13 protein-coding genes are annotated in these 17,267 nt (G+C 57.3%); 6 read left to right on the top strand and 7 right to left on the bottom strand.

From position 1 onward, the window contains the following. Positions 1–14 precede the first annotated feature (14 nt). From ACESTR_RS04160 to ACESTR_RS04150, 3 genes are read left to right on the top strand one after another with little or no spacing between them, the layout of a single operon-like run. Positions 15–1,049 (top strand): endonuclease/exonuclease/phosphatase family protein, encoded by a 1,035-nt coding sequence (locus ACESTR_RS04160; protein WP_130063619.1) that lies wholly within the window; start codon positions 15–17, stop codon positions 1,047–1,049. A gap of 16 nt (positions 1,050–1,065) precedes the next feature. After that, the gene (locus tag ACESTR_RS04155; protein ID WP_130063621.1) at positions 1,066–3,825 is read left to right on the top strand and encodes a TonB-dependent receptor; all 2,760 of its coding nucleotides are present in this window, start codon (positions 1,066–1,068) and stop codon (positions 3,823–3,825) included. A 26-nt stretch (positions 3,826–3,851) separates the two neighbouring features. After that, the gene (locus tag ACESTR_RS04150) at positions 3,852–4,877 is read left to right on the top strand and encodes a DUF5689 domain-containing protein (RefSeq protein WP_279183333.1); all 1,026 of its coding nucleotides are present in this window, start codon (positions 3,852–3,854) and stop codon (positions 4,875–4,877) included. A gap of 70 nt (positions 4,878–4,947) precedes the next feature. Here the strand turns inward: ACESTR_RS04150 and ACESTR_RS04145 are convergent, their stop codons facing one another. The 5 genes from ACESTR_RS04145 to ACESTR_RS04125 all read right to left on the bottom strand — a co-directional run bounded on the left by ACESTR_RS04145 (position 4,948) and on the right by ACESTR_RS04125 (position 11,697). Then, on the bottom strand, positions 4,948–7,005 hold the full coding sequence (locus tag ACESTR_RS04145) for an LTA synthase family protein (protein WP_022044530.1): 2,058 nt from the start codon (positions 7,003–7,005) through the stop codon (positions 4,948–4,950). Positions 7,006–7,115: 110 nt separating this feature from the next. Next, positions 7,116–9,929, bottom strand: a complete 2,814-nt coding sequence (locus ACESTR_RS04140) for a M16 family metallopeptidase (RefSeq protein ID WP_278713975.1) — start codon at positions 9,927–9,929, stop codon at positions 7,116–7,118. A 40-nt stretch (positions 9,930–9,969) separates the two neighbouring features. Next, the gene (locus tag ACESTR_RS04135; protein ID WP_009597909.1) at positions 9,970–10,191 is read right to left on the bottom strand and encodes a helix-turn-helix domain-containing protein; all 222 of its coding nucleotides are present in this window, start codon (positions 10,189–10,191) and stop codon (positions 9,970–9,972) included. A gap of 60 nt (positions 10,192–10,251) precedes the next feature. Then, entirely contained in the window at positions 10,252–10,941 is a 690-nt protein-coding gene (locus ACESTR_RS04130; protein ID WP_227042170.1) for a DUF2975 domain-containing protein, read from the bottom strand. 144 nt (positions 10,942–11,085) lie between these two features. Beyond that, entirely contained in the window at positions 11,086–11,697 is a 612-nt protein-coding gene (locus tag ACESTR_RS04125) for a hypothetical protein (protein ID WP_373178859.1), read from the bottom strand. A gap of 99 nt (positions 11,698–11,796) precedes the next feature. On the opposite strand from ACESTR_RS04125, the gene ACESTR_RS04120 reads away from it, so the two are divergent. The 3 genes from ACESTR_RS04120 to ACESTR_RS04110 all read left to right on the top strand — a co-directional run bounded on the left by ACESTR_RS04120 (position 11,797) and on the right by ACESTR_RS04110 (position 14,484). Further along, positions 11,797–12,525 (top strand): acyl-[acyl-carrier-protein] thioesterase, encoded by a 729-nt coding sequence (locus ACESTR_RS04120; RefSeq protein WP_009598007.1) that lies wholly within the window; start codon positions 11,797–11,799, stop codon positions 12,523–12,525. Between the two features lie 72 nt (positions 12,526–12,597). Next, positions 12,598–13,134 (top strand): ferritin-like domain-containing protein, encoded by a 537-nt coding sequence (locus tag ACESTR_RS04115; protein WP_009597968.1) that lies wholly within the window; start codon positions 12,598–12,600, stop codon positions 13,132–13,134. Between the two features lie 213 nt (positions 13,135–13,347). After that, positions 13,348–14,484, top strand: coding sequence for a glycosyltransferase (locus ACESTR_RS04110; RefSeq protein ID WP_276807459.1), 1,137 nt, complete (start codon positions 13,348–13,350; stop codon positions 14,482–14,484). Between the two features lie 411 nt (positions 14,485–14,895). Here the strand turns inward: ACESTR_RS04110 and ACESTR_RS04105 are convergent, their stop codons facing one another. Continuing rightward, the gene (locus ACESTR_RS04105; protein WP_130062590.1) at positions 14,896–16,554 is read right to left on the bottom strand and encodes an AMP-binding protein; all 1,659 of its coding nucleotides are present in this window, start codon (positions 16,552–16,554) and stop codon (positions 14,896–14,898) included. Positions 16,555–16,557: 3 nt separating this feature from the next. Further along, positions 16,558–17,112 (bottom strand): helix-turn-helix domain-containing protein, encoded by a 555-nt coding sequence (locus tag ACESTR_RS04100; RefSeq protein ID WP_130062591.1) that lies wholly within the window; start codon positions 17,110–17,112, stop codon positions 16,558–16,560. Positions 17,113–17,267: the final 155 nt, after the last annotated feature.

Here is a 17,267-nt window from a genome sequence, read left to right as displayed (position 1 = left end):
AAAATTTCAGAACGATGAAAAAACGACTGATATTCACTTTGTTCTTGGCGGCGTTCGTCGTAATGTGCTTTGCGCAGAAGCCCTGCAAGGTGATGTTCTATAACTTGGAGAACTTTTTCGACACCATCAACGATCCGGAGGTGCATGACGACGAGTTCACGCCGGAAGGTCCCAAGAAGTGGAATTCCGCCAAGTATTTCAAGAAGCTCGGCAATATCGAGCGGGTGCTTTTCGACATTGCTGCCGCAGACAAGAATTATCCGGCTGTTATCGGCGTCTCGGAAGTCGAGACGCGCTCGGTGCTGGAGGACATTGTGGCGACGCCCAAATTGGCCCCCGGCAACTACCGTATCGTGCATTACGATTCGCCCGAAGCCCGCGGCGTCGATGTGGCCTTCATGTATCGTCCCGATGTGTTCAAACTGGAGGGCAGTTTCCCGGTGAAAACCGTCGTGCCGCAGCTTCCCAACTTCAAGACCCGTGACATCCTGACGATGTGGGGAACCATCGAGAACGAACCCTTCTTCTTTATGGTTGCGCACTGGCCTTCGCGGCTGGGCGGCAAGGACGCTTCGGAATTCAAGCGCATTGCCGTCGGGGAGCAGATGCGCCGCATTGCGGATTCCGTGCTGAAGATCAACCCGGCGACCAAGGTCGTAGCCATGGGCGACTTCAACGACGATCCTACGGACGAGAGCATTGCCGAGGGTTTGGGTGCCAAAGCCAAGATGACGGATCTCAAGCCGGGCGATTTCTACAATCCCTTTGCCGATATGCTCAAGGCGGGACTCGGAACGCTGGCTTACGGCGACGCATGGAATCTCTTCGACAATATCGTGGTCACGGAGAATCTGGCTACGGGTTCCGAAGGCAGACTTCGTTTGCAGAAGGCTCCCGGATCGAAGTTCTACGGCAATATCTTCAAGCGGTACTACATGCTGCAGAAAGAGGGACAGTATAAGGGATATCCCCTGCGTACGTACGTGGGAAATAACTTTCAGGGCGGTTACAGCGACCACTTCCCGGTGTATATCTATTTTGCCAAATAAATTACTTACATAGTCTATGAAAATCAAGAGTCTACTAATTTTAGTGCTGTCGCTTGTGACGCTGACCGCCTTTGGACAGGACGGCGGCATCAAGGGCAGGGTCGTTTCGCGTGCGGGACGCATTGCACTCGGCGACGTGAAGATTACGATGACGCCGGGCGGTACGACAACGGTTTCGGATGCGCAGGGTAACTTCGTTTTCGAAAATATTCCTGCGGGCGAATATTCGCTGCAGTTCGAAACTCCCGAATTCGAGACTTCGAATATCGCCGTACGTGTCGGTTCGCAGATGCGCGACATCAATGCGGTGATCCTCGTGCCCGATACGCAGCGTCAGATGATCGACGACGCGGTCTTCGCGGAGTTCGACACCGAAACCACCGACGACGCGCAGGCTTTGCCCACGTCGCTCTCGGCTTCGAAAGACCTCTTCAATAACATCGCGTCCTACAAGTTCAGCGAAATGCGTTTCAACGTCCGCGGTTACGATTCGCAGTATCAGGACGTGTATATGAACGGCATTCAGCTCAACGACGCCATGACGGGCTATACGCCGTGGTCGTTGTGGAGCGGTCTGAACGACGCTACCCGCAATCAGGAAGTTACGTCGGGCATCGTGGCGTCGGACGCCGGTCTGGGCGGCATCGGCGGTACGACCAATATCGTGACGAGTCCTTCGCAGATGCGTCAAGGCCTGCGTGCGAGCCTCGTAAACGGCAACTCGATGTACCGTTTCCGCGCGATGGTCACCTATGCTTCGGGCCATCAGGACAACGGGTGGTCGTATGCCTTTTCGGTCTCGACCCGTCAGGGCGGCAACTCCTATGTCAATGGCGTCTATTACAACGCTTTCGGTTATTTTGCCGCTGTCGAGAAGCAGTTCGGTCAGCGTCATCGTCTGGCGCTGACCCTGCTGGGCGCTCCTACCGAACGCGGTGCGCAGCAGGCGGCGACGCAGGAAGCTTACGATCTGGTCGGCAATAACTATTACAACCCCAACTGGGGCTGGCAGGACGGCAAGAAACGTAACGCCCGTGTGCGCAACAACCACGAACCCGTCGTGATGCTGAACTATACGTTCGACATTTCGGACCGTTCGAAACTCGATCTGGCCACCTCGCTGCGCTTCGGCATGAACGGTTACTCGGCGCTGACGTGGCAGAACGGTCCCGACCCGCGCCCCGACTATTACCGTTATCTGCCGAGCTACTTCGCGCTCGACAAGAATATGCTGGGTGCGGCTTGGCAGCAGGTTTACTGGCAGGCCAACTACCAGAATATCCGCCATTTCGACTGGGATAAGATGTATCAGACGAACTATATCCAGAACGATCCGGTCGATGAGGCGCAGTACGGTCCGGGCCGTCGTTCTAACTATATGGTCGAAGAGCGTCACACCGATCAGCTGGACTGGAATCTGGTCGCCAACTTCTCGCATATCTTCCGCAATAACTCCAAAATCTACGGGGGCCTTTCGCTGCGACGGAACCGTACGGAGTACTATTCGGAGGTCAAAGACCTGCTTGGCGGCGACTATTGGGCCGACATCGACAAATTCGCCGAGCGCGACTTCGGCTCGAACGCCATCGCATATCAGAACAACCTCGACTATTACTATCGCCACGGTCATGCGCACGCAGCCAAAGTCGGCGACAAATACGGCTATGACTACTATGCGCACGTCCTCCGGACGAAGGCATGGGCTGCCTATAATTTCAATGTCGGCGGTCTAGGCGTAACCGTCGGCGGCGAAGTGGGGTATGCTTCGCAATGGCGCGAGGGTCTTTGGCGCAAAGGCTTGTTCCCCGACAATTCGAAGGGCGATTCCAAGAAACTCGACTACCTGACCTACAAGGCCAAAGGCAACTTCAGCTACCGCTTCTCCGCGGCTCATACCGTCGAAGCGAATGTCGTTTACCTGCAGGACGCCCCCGAATTCCAAGCTTCGTTCGTGTCGCCCCGTACGCGCAACACCACGACTCCGGGGCTTTCCGCCGAACGTGTCTTCGGTGTGGATGCGTCGTATAACCTGCGTGTCGGCGACCTGAAAGCGCGCGTTTCCGGTTACTATACCCGCATTTACGATCAGTCGAAAGTGATTTCGTACTACGACGACGTGGCCGCGACCTTCACGAACTTCGCCATGAGCGGCATCGACAAGCTCCACTTCGGTCTCGAAGCGGCCGTTTCGATTCCCCTGTACCGCAGCCTTGCCCTGAACGGAGCCGTGAGCTGGGGCCAGTACACCTACGATTCGAATCCCTATTACCTGCAGACGCAGGACAACAGCGGCGATATCGTCTCCGACGGCTATGTTTACTGGAAGAACTTCCGCGTCGAGAGCACCCCGCAGCTGGCCGCCAATGTCGGTCTTTCGTACCGCAGCAACAACAACATCTTCCTGTCGGCCGATTTCAACTATTACAACAACATGTATCTGTCGATGAGTCCGATCTATCGTACCGATGCGGTGATTACCACCGGCATGACCGCCGAGGACATCGCTCACCTGCGCCGTCAGGAGAAGTTCGATTCGGCTTATACGCTCAACGCCAGCATCGGCAAGAACTGGTATATCCACCGCCAGTATACGCTGGGCTTCAGCCTCGAAGTCAAGAATATCCTGAACAATCAGGACATTCGCACCGGCGGTTACGAACAGACCCGTCTGACGAAGAACACCGAGACGACGGTGACTACCTATCAGGCCTTCGACTCGAAGTATTTCTACATGTTCGGTACGACCTATTACCTCAATCTCTACTTCCGTTTCTGACGGCTAACGAATAAAACACGAATATTATGAACAAAGTATCTAAACTGTTTCTGATCGCCGCGGCAGGGCTGTTCTTCGTTGGCTGTTACAACGATTACAGGAACCCGAAGGCGGCCAAGATATATACCCGCGCCGATTTCGAGAAAGAGGGGCTGAAATATATATCGATCAAGGACCTGAAGGCGCAGTTCAAAGCCGAGAATCCCGGCATGAACGACGGGACGGTCGCTTCGTGGACGGTGGATGAGCCGATTTTCACCTCCGGCAAGGTCATCTCCACCGACCGTTACGGCAATGTCTATAAATCGGTCTACCTCTACGATGCGGAGTCCGAATCGGCGATCGAGCTTAAGCTCAATACGGGCAACTACCTTTTCCACCCCGCGGGACAGATCGTTTTCGTCAAGCTGCAGGGGCTGGTGCTCGGCAACTACCGCGGTATGACCAGCATCGGTACGACCTCCTCCAACGCCAGCTATTCGAATGACAACATCGAGAGCAAGATCATGCAGGACGAGTACATTTTCTCCGGCGAACAGCAGCAGATGCTGAAGTCGGATACGCTGGTCGTTACCAAGGATAACTACAAGACGGCGATTTCGGATGCCGATCTGGGCCGTCTGGTGCGTTTCGAAGGGCTGGAAAGCAAGTTCGGCACGGCGCCGTGGGGATACAAGAATACCTTCCCCAACTATTTTGCGAATTCGACGTCGTACGACGTGAACTCTCCCGGCTGGTCGGACATCAACGAGTGGGCGACTTGGGCTACGAAACGCAGGCTGGAAGGCGCTAATGCGGAGACCTATTTCTACGGCTCGGCATGGTTTACCTACGACGCGGCGGCGACCGGCTCCGGTACCAATGCGGCTCCGGGCAACTACGTGGTGCGTACGAGCGGTTACAGCCAGTTCCGCGACAACAAGATTCCCGAAGACGGCTGGGTGGTGAACCTTACGGCGATCTACACCAAGTTCACGAACGGTTCGGGTAATTATGGGACCTATCAGCTGACGCTGAATACGGACAGGGACGTTACCGTCGTCGAGAAGTAGCGGATCCGACCGTAAAAGAGAGACCCGTCGTTGCAATTTGCAACGACGGGTCTCTCTTTTTGTCCGTTTCTCAGCGTTTGTTCCATTCGCCCGAAGTCTGGTAATAGCCGACGGCGCGGGTTACCAGCTCCCGGTTCTTCTCTTCCATCGGTTCGAGGTTGTGGGGATTCTCCGCCGTCGGAACGACGCGGTATTGCTCGAACCGCCGCACGGGCGAGAGGATGGTGAACACGTCGCCTTCGAGGTAGCCCAGATCCTGATAGGTGGCGATGAATGCGCGGTTGACGTACTGCTTGTCGTATATGCTGCGGCCGAAGAAATGCGAATCGTAGCTCATGTTGAGCAGCGAGAGGAGCGTAGGCATCAGGTCGATCTGCGAGACGATGCCGTCGACGCACTGCGGCTCCACGAAGCCCGGAGCGTAGATCAGGGCCGGAATGTGGTACTTGTTCAGCGGAATCTCGGTGCGGCCGGCGCTCGATGCGCAGTGGTCCGCCGTGACGAGGAAAATCGTGTTGTCGAACCACGGCTGCCGCGAAGCTTCCGCGAAGAACTCACCGAGGGCGTAGTCGGTATACATCACGCCGCCGTTGCGGGACTTCGAGTCGTGGGGAATGCTGATCTTTCCGGCCGGGTAGGTGAAGGGGCGGTGGTTGCTGACCGTCATGACGTGGGCGAAGAAGGGCTTGCCGCTCTGCGCGTCTTCGTTGAGCGTGCGGATGACCTTGCGGTAGGCGTCTTCGTCGCATACGCCCCAGATGTTGGCGAAAGTGATCTCTTCGGGCGCATACTGCCGCTGGTCCACGATGTCGTAGCCGTTGCCCGAAAAGAAGGTCTCCATGTTGTCGAAGTAGCTGTTGCCGCCGTAGAAATACTTGACGTTATAGCCCTTTTCGCGCAGCAGCGCACCCGTGGAGTGCATGCCGGCATTGTTCGGCCGCTTGATGATGCTCTGGCCGGGGCAGGGCGGCAGCGAGAGGGTTACGGCTTCCAGTCCGCGCACCGTGCGGTTGCCTGTCGCGTATACGCGGTCGAAGGCGAGTCCCTGCTTGTAAAGCGAGTCGAGTACGGGCGTCAGACGGTTCGTGTTGCCGAAACGCTCCATGAACGAAGCACTCATGCTCTCGATCGTAATCAGCACGATATTGCGGCGGATTTCGGGTCCTTCGCAGCGTACGGCGTGCAGGTTGTCGCCCGTGCTGCCGTAAATCCCATGGACGAAGGCTTCGGCCTGCTCTTCGGGTTCGGTGATGTAGAATTGCTTGTAGTTGAGTTCGTTCTTGACGAATGCGTCGTAGAATTTGTAGAGTCCGTTGGCCTGCAGCTCGTTTACATAGACGTTCTGGCTGTCCTGAAACCGGGTGTTGAAGTTCAGCAGCCAGACGGCGAGGAGCACGGCGGCGATGTACGCCGGTCCTGCGACCGCTTTCCAGCGCCAGCCTTTCAGCCGGTCGGCGAGGGCCAGATCGCGGCGGAAGAGATACCATGTCACGACCAGCGTCACGAGGATCAGCCCCAGCGTCATCGGCACGATGGGGTAGGACTCCATGATGTTGCCGACCACCTCGTTGGTGTAGACGAGGTAGTCTACCGCAATGAAGTTGTAGCGTACGCCGAATTCGCTCCAGAAGAAATATTCGCTGAGTCCGTTGAAGAGGATGGCGCCCACGTAGAGCGTGATGATGAGCGCGAACCATACCGTGGTCCAGTAGCTGCGGAAACCCTTGAAAAAGAGACGCAGGGCGAACGTGCCGGCCCAATAGCCCAAAACGGCGGAGGCGATTTGCGGCGCGACGCTGCCGTATTCGTCGAAGATCGTGTTGCAGAAGGTCACGTAGCAGAATGCCGCAACGAGAATTCCGAGGATGATGTAGCCCCACGGTTTGCCGTACTTGGTTTCGGAGACGCTCATCGAGAAGAGCCATAGGAACGCGAATCCGATCGTCGCGGCGCAGAGGTCGTTCACGGCGCCCAGCAGGAAAACCTGCAGCCATTCGCCGAATGAGAAACCGAGGTCGGTGGTTTGCTCGTTGAAGAGCAGTACGATGCGTAACAGGAAGCCTACAGCGATTGTGAGCAGGCTAAGTTTGAGATACAGGCCGGAAACCAGCCGAAGACTTTGGCGCATAGGTGATAACTGATTGTTTTAATTGTCTGCAAAGTTAATGTTTTTCGCCGGGCTGACAAATAAAAAGCCAGCCGTTGCGGCGGCTGGCTTTTTCAGCGGATTCAGGTCTGTTATTCGGCCTTTTCCTTCGCGGGGCGCATGACGACCTTCACGAGGTTGTTGTCACCGAGGACCTTCTTGGCCATGGCCTGTACGTCGGCGTTGGTGAGCGACCTGATCACCTGCTCGTAATCTTTCAGGTATTCAAGTCCCGGACCGTATTTGGCCTGAATGTAGTTCATCCAGCCGGCGTTCTGCTCCAGACTGTTTTTCCAGCTCTTGAGCATGAATTCGCGGTTCTTCTCGATGTCCTCGGTCTTGGGGCCGTTCTCGGCGATCTCCCGGATCTCCTTCATCACGATCTCGCGCAGCTCGTCGGCCATCTCTTCGTTCGTGTCGAAGCGGATATCCAGCTTGTAGGTCTCGTCGGGGATATACTCGGTCGAACCCGAAACCTGCACGCCGTACGTGCCGCCCTTCTCCTCGCGGATCGAAATCAGGTAGCGCGAGTTGAGCGCCTGCGTGAGGAACGTCAGGGCTGCTTTGTCCTTGAGCGTGTAGGGCATCTTGCCGGAGAACATGTAGTGTACCGAGACTTTCGGCTGCTGCATCGGCGCCGTGAACTCCTCCGTCACGTCGCCCTTGACGGGGGCGCACTTGTCGTCAGCGAACGTCATGGCCTTCTTCGACACGGGAATCGAACCGATGTACTTCTCCACGAGCGGTTTCAGCGCGTCGAGGTCCACATTGCCCACGATGGTGAACGTAAAGCTGTTGGCGTCCGGATAGAGCTTCCTGTAGATCGCCGGCAGGGCTTCGAAGCTGAACTTGTCGATGATCTCGGTCGAAATCATCTGGCGGCGCGGGTTGTTGCCGTAGGCCACGTCGATGAATTTCTCCTCCATCAGGTAGTCGGGATTCGACTTCACGTTGTCGAGCTGCGAGCGCAGCATCTTCATCAGCGTGTTGTAGTCGTTCTGGTCGAAGCGCGGCTGCGTGAAATTCAGGTAGAGCAACTGCATCATCGTTTCGAGGTCTTTGGGCGAGCAGTAGCCGTTCACGGCGCTGGCATAGTTCTCCACCGAGGGCTGAACCGAAGCCGACTTGCCCGAAAGCTGTTTCTTGAGATCCGTCGCCGAGAATTTGCCGACGCCCGACATCGAGTTGAATGCAGGCATCATCTCGCCCATGTAGAACTCCTCGTCCGAGAGGATCGACAGTCCGCCTTTGGCCACGGCGCTCATGCGCACCTCGTCGGCCTTGTAGGTCGTGGGCTTCACGACTACCTTCACGCCGTTGGCGAGCGTCCACTCGGTCGTGCCGAGCGTGGCGTCCTGTGCCGTTTTCTTTACGGGCGAACCTTTCAGTACGGTGCCTTCCGGGATCAGCGGCTCCTTGACGGTGTTGTCCTCATACGCCTCGATTTCGGCGTTGGCGACTTTCTCGCGGATGGCGAGCAGCTCCTCGGCCGTCGGATTCACGATGCCTTCCTTTTCGGGCGCCGTGACGACGATCACCTGATTGCGGGGATATATGACCTGCTGGGCGAATCCGTTGACCGCCTCGACGTTGATCATCTTGATCAGCATGCTGTCCAGCTGCCACTCGGTCTCGGCGTCGGGCATCGGGGTGTTCTTCGAGTAGTTGTTCAGATAGGTCTGTACGAACTCGCCGTTGCGGCGGTCGTTGCGGTTGGCGTAGGCGCGTTCGGCGCGGCGCATCAGGTCGTTCTGGGCGCGTTCGAATTCGCCCTGCGTAAAGCCGTAGCGGCGGACTTTCTCCATTTCGGTGTAGATGGCTTCGAAACCTTCGGCCAGTTTGCCGTCCTGCGTCATGGCCACGAACGTCGTCGCGTTGAGCGTCGGAATCACGCCGATTTCGCCCGAACCCATGCCTGCGCCGAGGAACGGTGCGTCGGGTTTCATCGAAATCTCCTGCAGACGTGCGTTTTCCATGGTGGTCATGTAGGCCTGTATGACGTCGAACATTTCGCCGTATATCAGGTTGTTCATCTGTTCGGGAAGCGCCGGACGCTTCACGAAGAGCTGGATTTTGGAACCCTGCATTTCGGGATCGGTGTAGATGCTGATGATCGGGTCCTCATTGTCGGGAACGGTGATCGTCTCCTTCCGGGCGGCGTCGGCCGCGGGAACCGGAATGTCGCTCATGAGCGTCTTGATCTTGTTTTCTACGGCATCCACGTCGATGTCACCGACCACGACGACCGCCTGATAATCGGGGCGGTACCACTGGTTGTAGAAGTCCTCCAGCTCCTTGTGGTGGAAGCCCTTCAGTCCGTCGAGGTAGCCGATCAGGTTGCGGTGCTCGTATTTTGTGTCCTTACCGAGCGCCTGAAGCATCTTCATGGTCGAACGCCACGACGCACCGTCGCGGGTGCGCAGCTCCTCCATGATGACGCCGCGCTCGGAGTCGATCTCCTCAGGTTCGAGCGCGATGAAGTGCGACCAGTCGTGCAGGATCAGCAGTGCGCTGTCAATGATGCCTTCGCGCGAAGTGGGGACGTCCTTCATCATGTAGGTCGTCTGGTCCCAGCCGGTGCCGGCATTGAGGTTGGCGCCGAATTTCACGCCTACTTTTTCGAGATACTCCGTCAGCATCTTGCCGGGGAGGTTCTTGGTGCCGTTGAAGGCCATGTGTTCGAGGAAGTGGGCGAGACCCTGCTGGGAATCGTTCTCCTGAATGGCGCCGACGTCGTGCAGAATGTAGAAGTCGGCCTGTCCTTTCGGCTTTTCGTTGTGGCGGATGTAGTAGGTCATTCCGTTTTCGAGCTTGCCCGTGCGGACGTCCTTGTCCGCCGGAATCGGCTGCTGCGGATTGAACTGGGCCGCTGCGCTTGTCACTGCGAATGCCGCGATGACGAGCATGGTGATTTTTCTCATAATTGATCGTATAAAGGGGTTTTTGTTACTCTTCCGACGGCTGGTCCGGGCGGTATTCGATGATGTCTCCCGGCTGGCAGTCCAGCTCGCGGCAGATCGCTTCGAGCGTCGAGAACCGGATGGCTTTCGCTTTCCCGTTTTTGAGGATCGAGAGGTTGGCGGGCGTGATGTCCACGCGTTCGGCGAGTTCGCCGAGCGACATCTTGCGCTTTGCCATCATGACGTCTATGTTGATGATTATAGCCATAATGTCGTCCCCCCCCCGTTATTTGTCGTTCCTGTCGTTATCATGGTAATTACGTTGTTTTTAGATAGTCAGTTTCTGCTCTTCGCTGAGCTGCGTGCCGAGTGAGAGCACTTCGGCCATGAAGAGGAACAGAATGCCGACGATCACGTTCCAGTAACTCAGCGGAAATGTCTGCACGACTTCGAAGGAGGTTCCTTCGAGCAGGCGGACGGCCTCGTTGTTGTTGAGGTACTTCATGAAGGCTTCGCTCAACTCGCCCACGAGAATTAGGATGCCGATGGCGCGCGTGCGCAGGATGTTGCTGTGGCGTAGCGGCTGCTCGTCGCGGATCGACATGCGGAGCGAGTTGATGATCAGTGCGATCAGTACGAGGATCGTCAGGTACGAAAGGCCCGTGATGACCATCAGCAGGTAGCAGAAGCTGTTGTTGCCCATCACCTTGAATGCGTTGCCCAGCGTGTAGGCTTCGTCCACGGTCACCTTCAGGTCGAGACGGCTGATCGTCGGGGTGATGTTCTCCGGCAGGTTGTCGATGCCTATAGGTTCGCCGGCGGAGCGGATGACCGGAGCCGAAACGTAGTAGGAGCGTATGCCTCCCTGCGGAATTTCCATCTCCAGCGTATTCTGCGCGTTGCGCCATCCCCGCGAAAAGTCGGGCACGAAACTCGCGGCGAAGCCGACGATCAGCGCCGCGAAGTAGATGATGTAGATCATCAGCAAATGTTTGTGCAGTCTCTTTTTGTTCTGCATACCTTCGGTTTTTAAGTTTCGATAGTGCAAATTTAGCATTTACTTTCGAAAAACAAATAATATTTATCGTTTTTCGATAAAATATTTGGTCCTAGACAAAAAAAGACGACCCGCAGGCCGTCTTTGGGAAATAGTGCCGTAAACTTATTCCACGTTGTCTTTCAGCTGTTTCCAGAACGATGCGTCGATCGCCATCCGGACCGAAGCCGCGAGCACGATCAGGACGAACATGACGAGGAAGGTGATGAAGCCGACGTTGATGGCCAGACAAATGGCGAACAAGATGCCGAATACGATGCCCACCATGATGCCGAATACCAGCGTCACGGGGAACATCGTCCACTTGCTGCCGTACGTCGCGTCGTTCGACGCCTTGATGGCCTGCATCGGATTTTTGCCCTTGCCGAGCAGGAAATAGAACGAAAGCGCCCATGACAGGGACAGCACGATGCCCGGCACGATCATGAATACGAAGGCGATGTAGATCGGAATCACCATCAGGCCGGCCGTGATGAGGTACTCGCCCATGTAGCGGCGGTATTTGCTGTCGAAAATTCCGAGCGGGTTGATTACGCTGCCTTTGGCCAGTTCGACAGGCAGCAGGCTGATGGCGATGGTCGTCCCTATATTGATATAGGGTATCCAGATCGTCACGAGCCACAAGGCCACTGCTACGACCACCGACGGGGCGTTTTTCACGCCGATGGCGATCGAATCCTTCAGCGTTTCCGCGAAGTCGAGTTTTTTCATTTCCATAACTAACGATTTTTAATAAGGGTTAATAGTCAAACAAATATACGAAAATATCTGCAAAAAACGTATCTTTGTCGGGACGCAACGTTAAAAATCAGCAATATGGCAGAAAAATCGCATTATAATTACCGTGTCGAACCGCAGGACGTGGATTTCACGCTGAGGGCTACGATTCCCTCGCTCGGTTCGGCCATCCTCAATACGGCGGGCGTCGACGCCCACGGCAAGGGCTTCGGCGTGGACGCGCTGAATGCCGACAACCACTCGTGGGTCCTCTCGCGCATGGCTGTCGAATTTGACAGCCAGCCCACGCAGTATACCGATTACACCATCGCCACGTGGATCAACGAATACGGCCGGGTGCTCTCCACGCGTAACTTCACGCTGACCGATGCCGCGGGGACCGAATTCGGCCGTGCCGTGACGCAGTGGGCGATGATCGACCTTCGGAGCCGTTCGGCGCTCGACCTGTCGTGGGTGGGCGACGCCCACGCCGACGCCATCGTCGACGCTCCGTCGCCGACCGACAAGCCCCGCAAGATCCGCGAGGTGAATCCTGCGCAGACGGTCGAACACAAGGTGGTCTACAGCGACATCGACTTCAACCGCCACGTCAATACGATGCGCTATATCGAAATGATGATCGACATGCTGCCCGTCGAACTGCTCATGCAGGAGACGCCGGTGCGCTTCGACATCCATTTCCTGCGCGAATGCCGTTACGGCCAGACGCTTAGCGTCGGTTACGAGCAGCGTGGCCGCACGGCGCTTTTCGAGATACGCAGCGACGAGGGCACTCCGGCCGTGCGCGCCTCTATCGAGTGGAAATAAGCCTGCGGGGCGTGTCCCGCATCTGCTTCGTGGAACGGGTTTTGCAGTTACGGCTGCAAAACCTTTTTCATTATGGAAAACGCAGTTAAAACACAAAACAAGTATCAGGTGAGCATCGACCTGCTGAACGATGCCGTGGGCAAGGAAATCGCCACTTCACTCCAGTACATGTATTTCCACACCCATTTCGAGGATGACCGCTATCAGTACCTTTCGAAGATCATGCGCGAAATCTCGATCGCCGAGATGCGCCATATCGAAGAGTTCTCCGACCGCATCCTCTTCCTGCAGGGCGACGTCGATATGAACGCTTCGTTCCGCACCCGGCAGGTGACCGACGTCAAGGACATGCTCCGTTTGGCGCTGCAGCTGGAGCAGAGCACCATAGATTCCTACAACGAGGCTTCGCGCATCGCTTCCGAGCACAAGGATGCCGTTACGCACAAGATGTTTCAGGACATCATCGCCGAGGAGGAGCAGCACCTCGACACCTTCCGCACCGAACTGCAAAACGTACTCGACTACGGCGAGGAGTACCTCGCGCTGCAATCCGCCGCGGGAAGCAAGCACGCCGCCAAGAGCTTCGGACACCCCGGCGACGGAGAATAGTCCGTCCTGCCGGACCGGCACCGCGGATGCCTTCCGGGCCGGATCCCGTTTTTTAATCGTATATGCGTTTCTGCCCTCTGCGGCACGGGAAGTCCCCGCTTCGGCGGGGATTTTCCGTGCCTGCGGGCGGCCGATCCGCCGATGCGCCCTCTGCGTCGGCGATAAAGAGCGGGAAAACGGTTGCCATGTCGCATATTTTCCTATATTTGTACTATGAAAATTACAATTTTAGGACCTGCGCACCCCTACCGCGGGGGATTGGCTTCGATCATGGAGATCATGGCCCGCACGTTCCGGCTGCGGGGCAATGAGGTCGATATCAAAACCTTTACGCTGCAATATCCGTCGCTGCTCTTCCCCGGCAAGAGCCAGACCGTCGATACGCCGCCTCCCGCCGACCTCGACATCTGCCGGTGCGTCAATACGGTCAATCCCTTCAACTGGCTCCGCGTGGGCCGCCGCATCCGCCGGGAGCGGCCCGACTTCGTGCTGATGAAGTACTGGACGCCCTTCATGGCGCCCTGCTTCGGCACCATCGCGCGCATCGCGCGCGGCAACGGCCATACGAAGGTCCTCTGCCAGATCGACAATGTCGAGCCGCATGAACGCCTCCTGACCGATAAGCCCTTCAACCGTTACTACCTGCGGGCCGTGGACGGCTTCGTCTATATGTCCGAGCAGGTGCACCGCGAACTGGAAGCCTACAGCAAGGCTCCGGCACTCTTCTCGCCGCATCCGCTGTTCGAAAATTTCGGCGAGCGGGTGGCGCGCTCCGAAGCGTGCGTCCGGCTGGGGCTCGATCCTGCGGTGGGTTACGCGCTGTTTTTCGGCCTGATCCGCGATTATAAGGGACTCGATCTGCTGCTCGATGCGTGGGCCGAATTGAAACGCGCGGGGCGCGCCGAAGGGCGCAAACTCATCGTCGCCGGCGAATTCTACACCCCGAAGGAGCGTTACCTGCGTCAGATCGCCGACAACGGCTTGCAGGACGACGTGATTCTTCACGACCGCTTTATTCCCGACGAGCAGGTGAAATACTATTTTTCGGCCGCCGATTTCGTCGTGCAGCCCTATAAAACGGCCACGCAGAGCGGCGTGACGCAGATCGCCTATCAGTTTTGCGTTCCGATGGTCGTCACCGATGTCGGGGGGCTGGCCGAAATCGTGCCCGACGGACGGGTAGGGTATGTGTGCGAACCGACGGCGCAGGGCGTCGCCGAAGCCGTTGCGAAGATGTACGAGGGTGACGCGATCGAGCGTTTCCGACTGAACTGCATCGAGGAGCGCAAGCGTTTTTCGTGGGAAGAGATGTGCAGCCGCATTACGGAGCTGTACGAACGGGTCCGCTGATCGGCAGGTCCGCTGATCGGCAGGTCCGCTGATCCTGCGAGTACGCTGATCCCGCGGGGCATTGGGATGCGGGCCGCATCGAGTCGTTGCGGAGCGTATCGAGATGCTGGCGCGGGCGTGCCTTAATCGTAGCTGCCCTCCGAACCCAAAAAAACACGATCGCCCGAAACATTTGTTTCAGGCGATCGGAATAGAAAGAGGGGTGTATCTCGCGGCGGAGCCGGACCTCGGTCGCAGGAACAGCGCCCGGCCAAGTTCCCGAACTGCAGCCCGAAAACTCCGGGTAACCCGAAAACTCCGGGCAACCCTGCAGATTCCGGGCAACCCTGCAGATTCCGGGCAATTCAGCAAGGTTCTGGTATCCGGCTGGCTCCGGAAATCTGCCGGCGGATAGGTCCGCCCCGGCGGGGATTACCGTTTTTCATCCCCGTTGCGAATCTCCTTGCGGCGGATTTTGCCGCTGATCGTCTTGGGCAGCTCCTCCACGAATTCGATGATGCGCGGATACTTGTAAGGCGCCGTGATCCGCTTCACGTGGTTCTGCAGCTCTTTGATCAGCGCTTCCCCGGCCTGCGCCCTGTACTTTTCGCCGAGGATGATCGTCGCCTTGACCACCTGTCCGCGGATTTCGTCGGGCACGCCCGTAATGGCGCACTCCACCACGGCGGGGTGGGTCATCAGCGCGCTCTCCACCTCGAAGGGGCCGATGCGGTAGCCCGAACTCTTGATCACGTCGTCGGCACGCCCCACGAACCAGAAATAGCCGTCCTCGTCGCGCCATGCCACGTCGCCCGTGTAATAAACTCCGTCGTGCCAGACCTCGCGCGTGAGTTCGTCGTTCAGGTAGTACTCCTTGAACAGCCCCAGCGGTTTTCCCTTGTCGGTGCGGATCACGATCTGCCCCTGTTCGCCGTCCTCGGCCGAACGTCCGTCGGGCGTCAGCAGGTCGATTTCGTACTGGGGGTTGGGCACGCCCATGCTGCCGGGCTTCGGCTCCATCCACGGGAAAGTGGCGAGCGTGAGCGTCGTTTCGGTCTGCCCGAAACCCTCCATCAGCCGGACGCCCGTCAGCTGCTTGAAGGTGTCGTAGACGGCCCCGTTCAATGCTTCTCCGGCCGTGGTGCAGTATTCGAGCGACGAGAGGTCGTATTTCGAGAGGTCTTCGCGGATCAGAAAGCGGTAGATAGTGGGTGGGGCGCACAGCGAGGTGATGCGGTACTGTTCGATCTTGTGCAGGATGTCCGCCGGCGTAAATTTCTCGTGGTCGTAGACGAAAATATTGGCTCCGGCCAGCCATTGCCCGTACAGCTTGCCCCAAGCGGCCTTCGCCCATCCCGTGTCGGCGATCGTCAGGTGCAGGCTCCCGTCGTGCAGGTTGTGCCAAAAACACCCCGTGCTGATATGCCCCAGCGGATAGGTGAAGTCGTGCGCCACCATTTTAGGTTCGCCCGTGGTCCCCGATGTGAAGTACATCATCATGATATCGTCGTTGGCGTTCACCCGCTGCGGACGCACGAAAGGGGCGGCGTTTGCGATTCCCGCGTGGAAATCGAGGAATCCTTCGGGAATTTCCGGCCCGACGCTTATCAGCAGCTCGGTCGTCGGGCTTTCCGGCATGGCCGCCGCCACGTGGTCGGCGATCACCCGTTCGCCCGCCGCGACGATCGCCTTGATTCCGGCCGTGTTGCACCGGTACACGACGTCTTTCTTGGTCAGCAGGTGAGTCGCCGGAATCACGACCGCCCCCAGCTTGTGCAGGGCGAGGATCGAAAACCAGAATTCGTATCTCCGTTTGAGAATCAGCATCACCACGTCGCCCTTTCCGATGCCGAGACTCTGGAAATAGGAGGCCGTGCGGTCGGTCTCCCGCTTCATGTCGGCGAACGTGAACTGAATCTCCGCACCCTGATCGTTCGTCCAGAGCAGCGCTTTCCGGTCGGGCTGTTCCTCCGCGTAGGCGTCCACCACGTCATACGCGAAGTTGAAATTCTCCGGGACGCGGATATGCAGGTTCTTTCTGTAATCCTCCTGCGAGCGGAAGGCCGTTTGCTGTAAGAATCTCTCTACCATAGCTTACATGATTATCGCCAGAAAGCGGACCGGCCGCCCGTCGAGCGCCTTCATTCCGTGCGGCAGGCTGGAATCGAAATAGAGACTGTCACCGACGTTCAACACCAATTCTTTCCCGTTCAGACTCAGCAGCAGACGCCCTTCGAGCACGTAGTTCATCTCCTGCCCTTCGTGACTGTTCAGGTGCATCGGGGCGTCGGCCGGAGCGGGTTCTACCGTCACGATGAAGGGATCGGCTTTCCGGTCGCGGAATCCCGACGCCAGCGCTTCGTACTTGTAGGCTTTGCGCCGTTCGACCGACACGCCCGCACCCGCACGGGTGATGAAATAGGCGTTCATCTTGGGCTCTTCGCCGAACATGAGCACGTCCAGACTGATTCCGTAACGGCGGGCTATGGTCTGCAGGACGTTTACCGAGATGTCGCTTTCGCCGCTCTCCAGCGCCATATACTCTTCGACCCGGAGATGACAGCTCTCCGCCACCTCCTGCGCCGAGAGTTCGAGCACTTCGCGCAATTCGCGCAGGCGGTTGGCGATTGATTTGATGGGATCACACATTGTTTTTTCGTTTTAATCGAACAAACCGTATCCGCCCCGCTTCCGCCGGGTGCGAAGTCTGAAGTAACAAACTGTAAGTTCGTTACGCTGATTTTTACGTTTTATCCTGTCTGTTTTAACCTAACAACTTGGTTGTAAATATAGTAAAAAATATT

Origin of the sequence: Alistipes sp. DJF_B185, from assembly GCF_964250025.1 — a bacterium.
In the GTDB taxonomy this organism is placed as follows: domain Bacteria; phylum Bacteroidota; class Bacteroidia; order Bacteroidales; family Rikenellaceae; genus Alistipes; species Alistipes finegoldii.
This window is presented reverse-complemented; position numbering and strand designations above follow the sequence as displayed.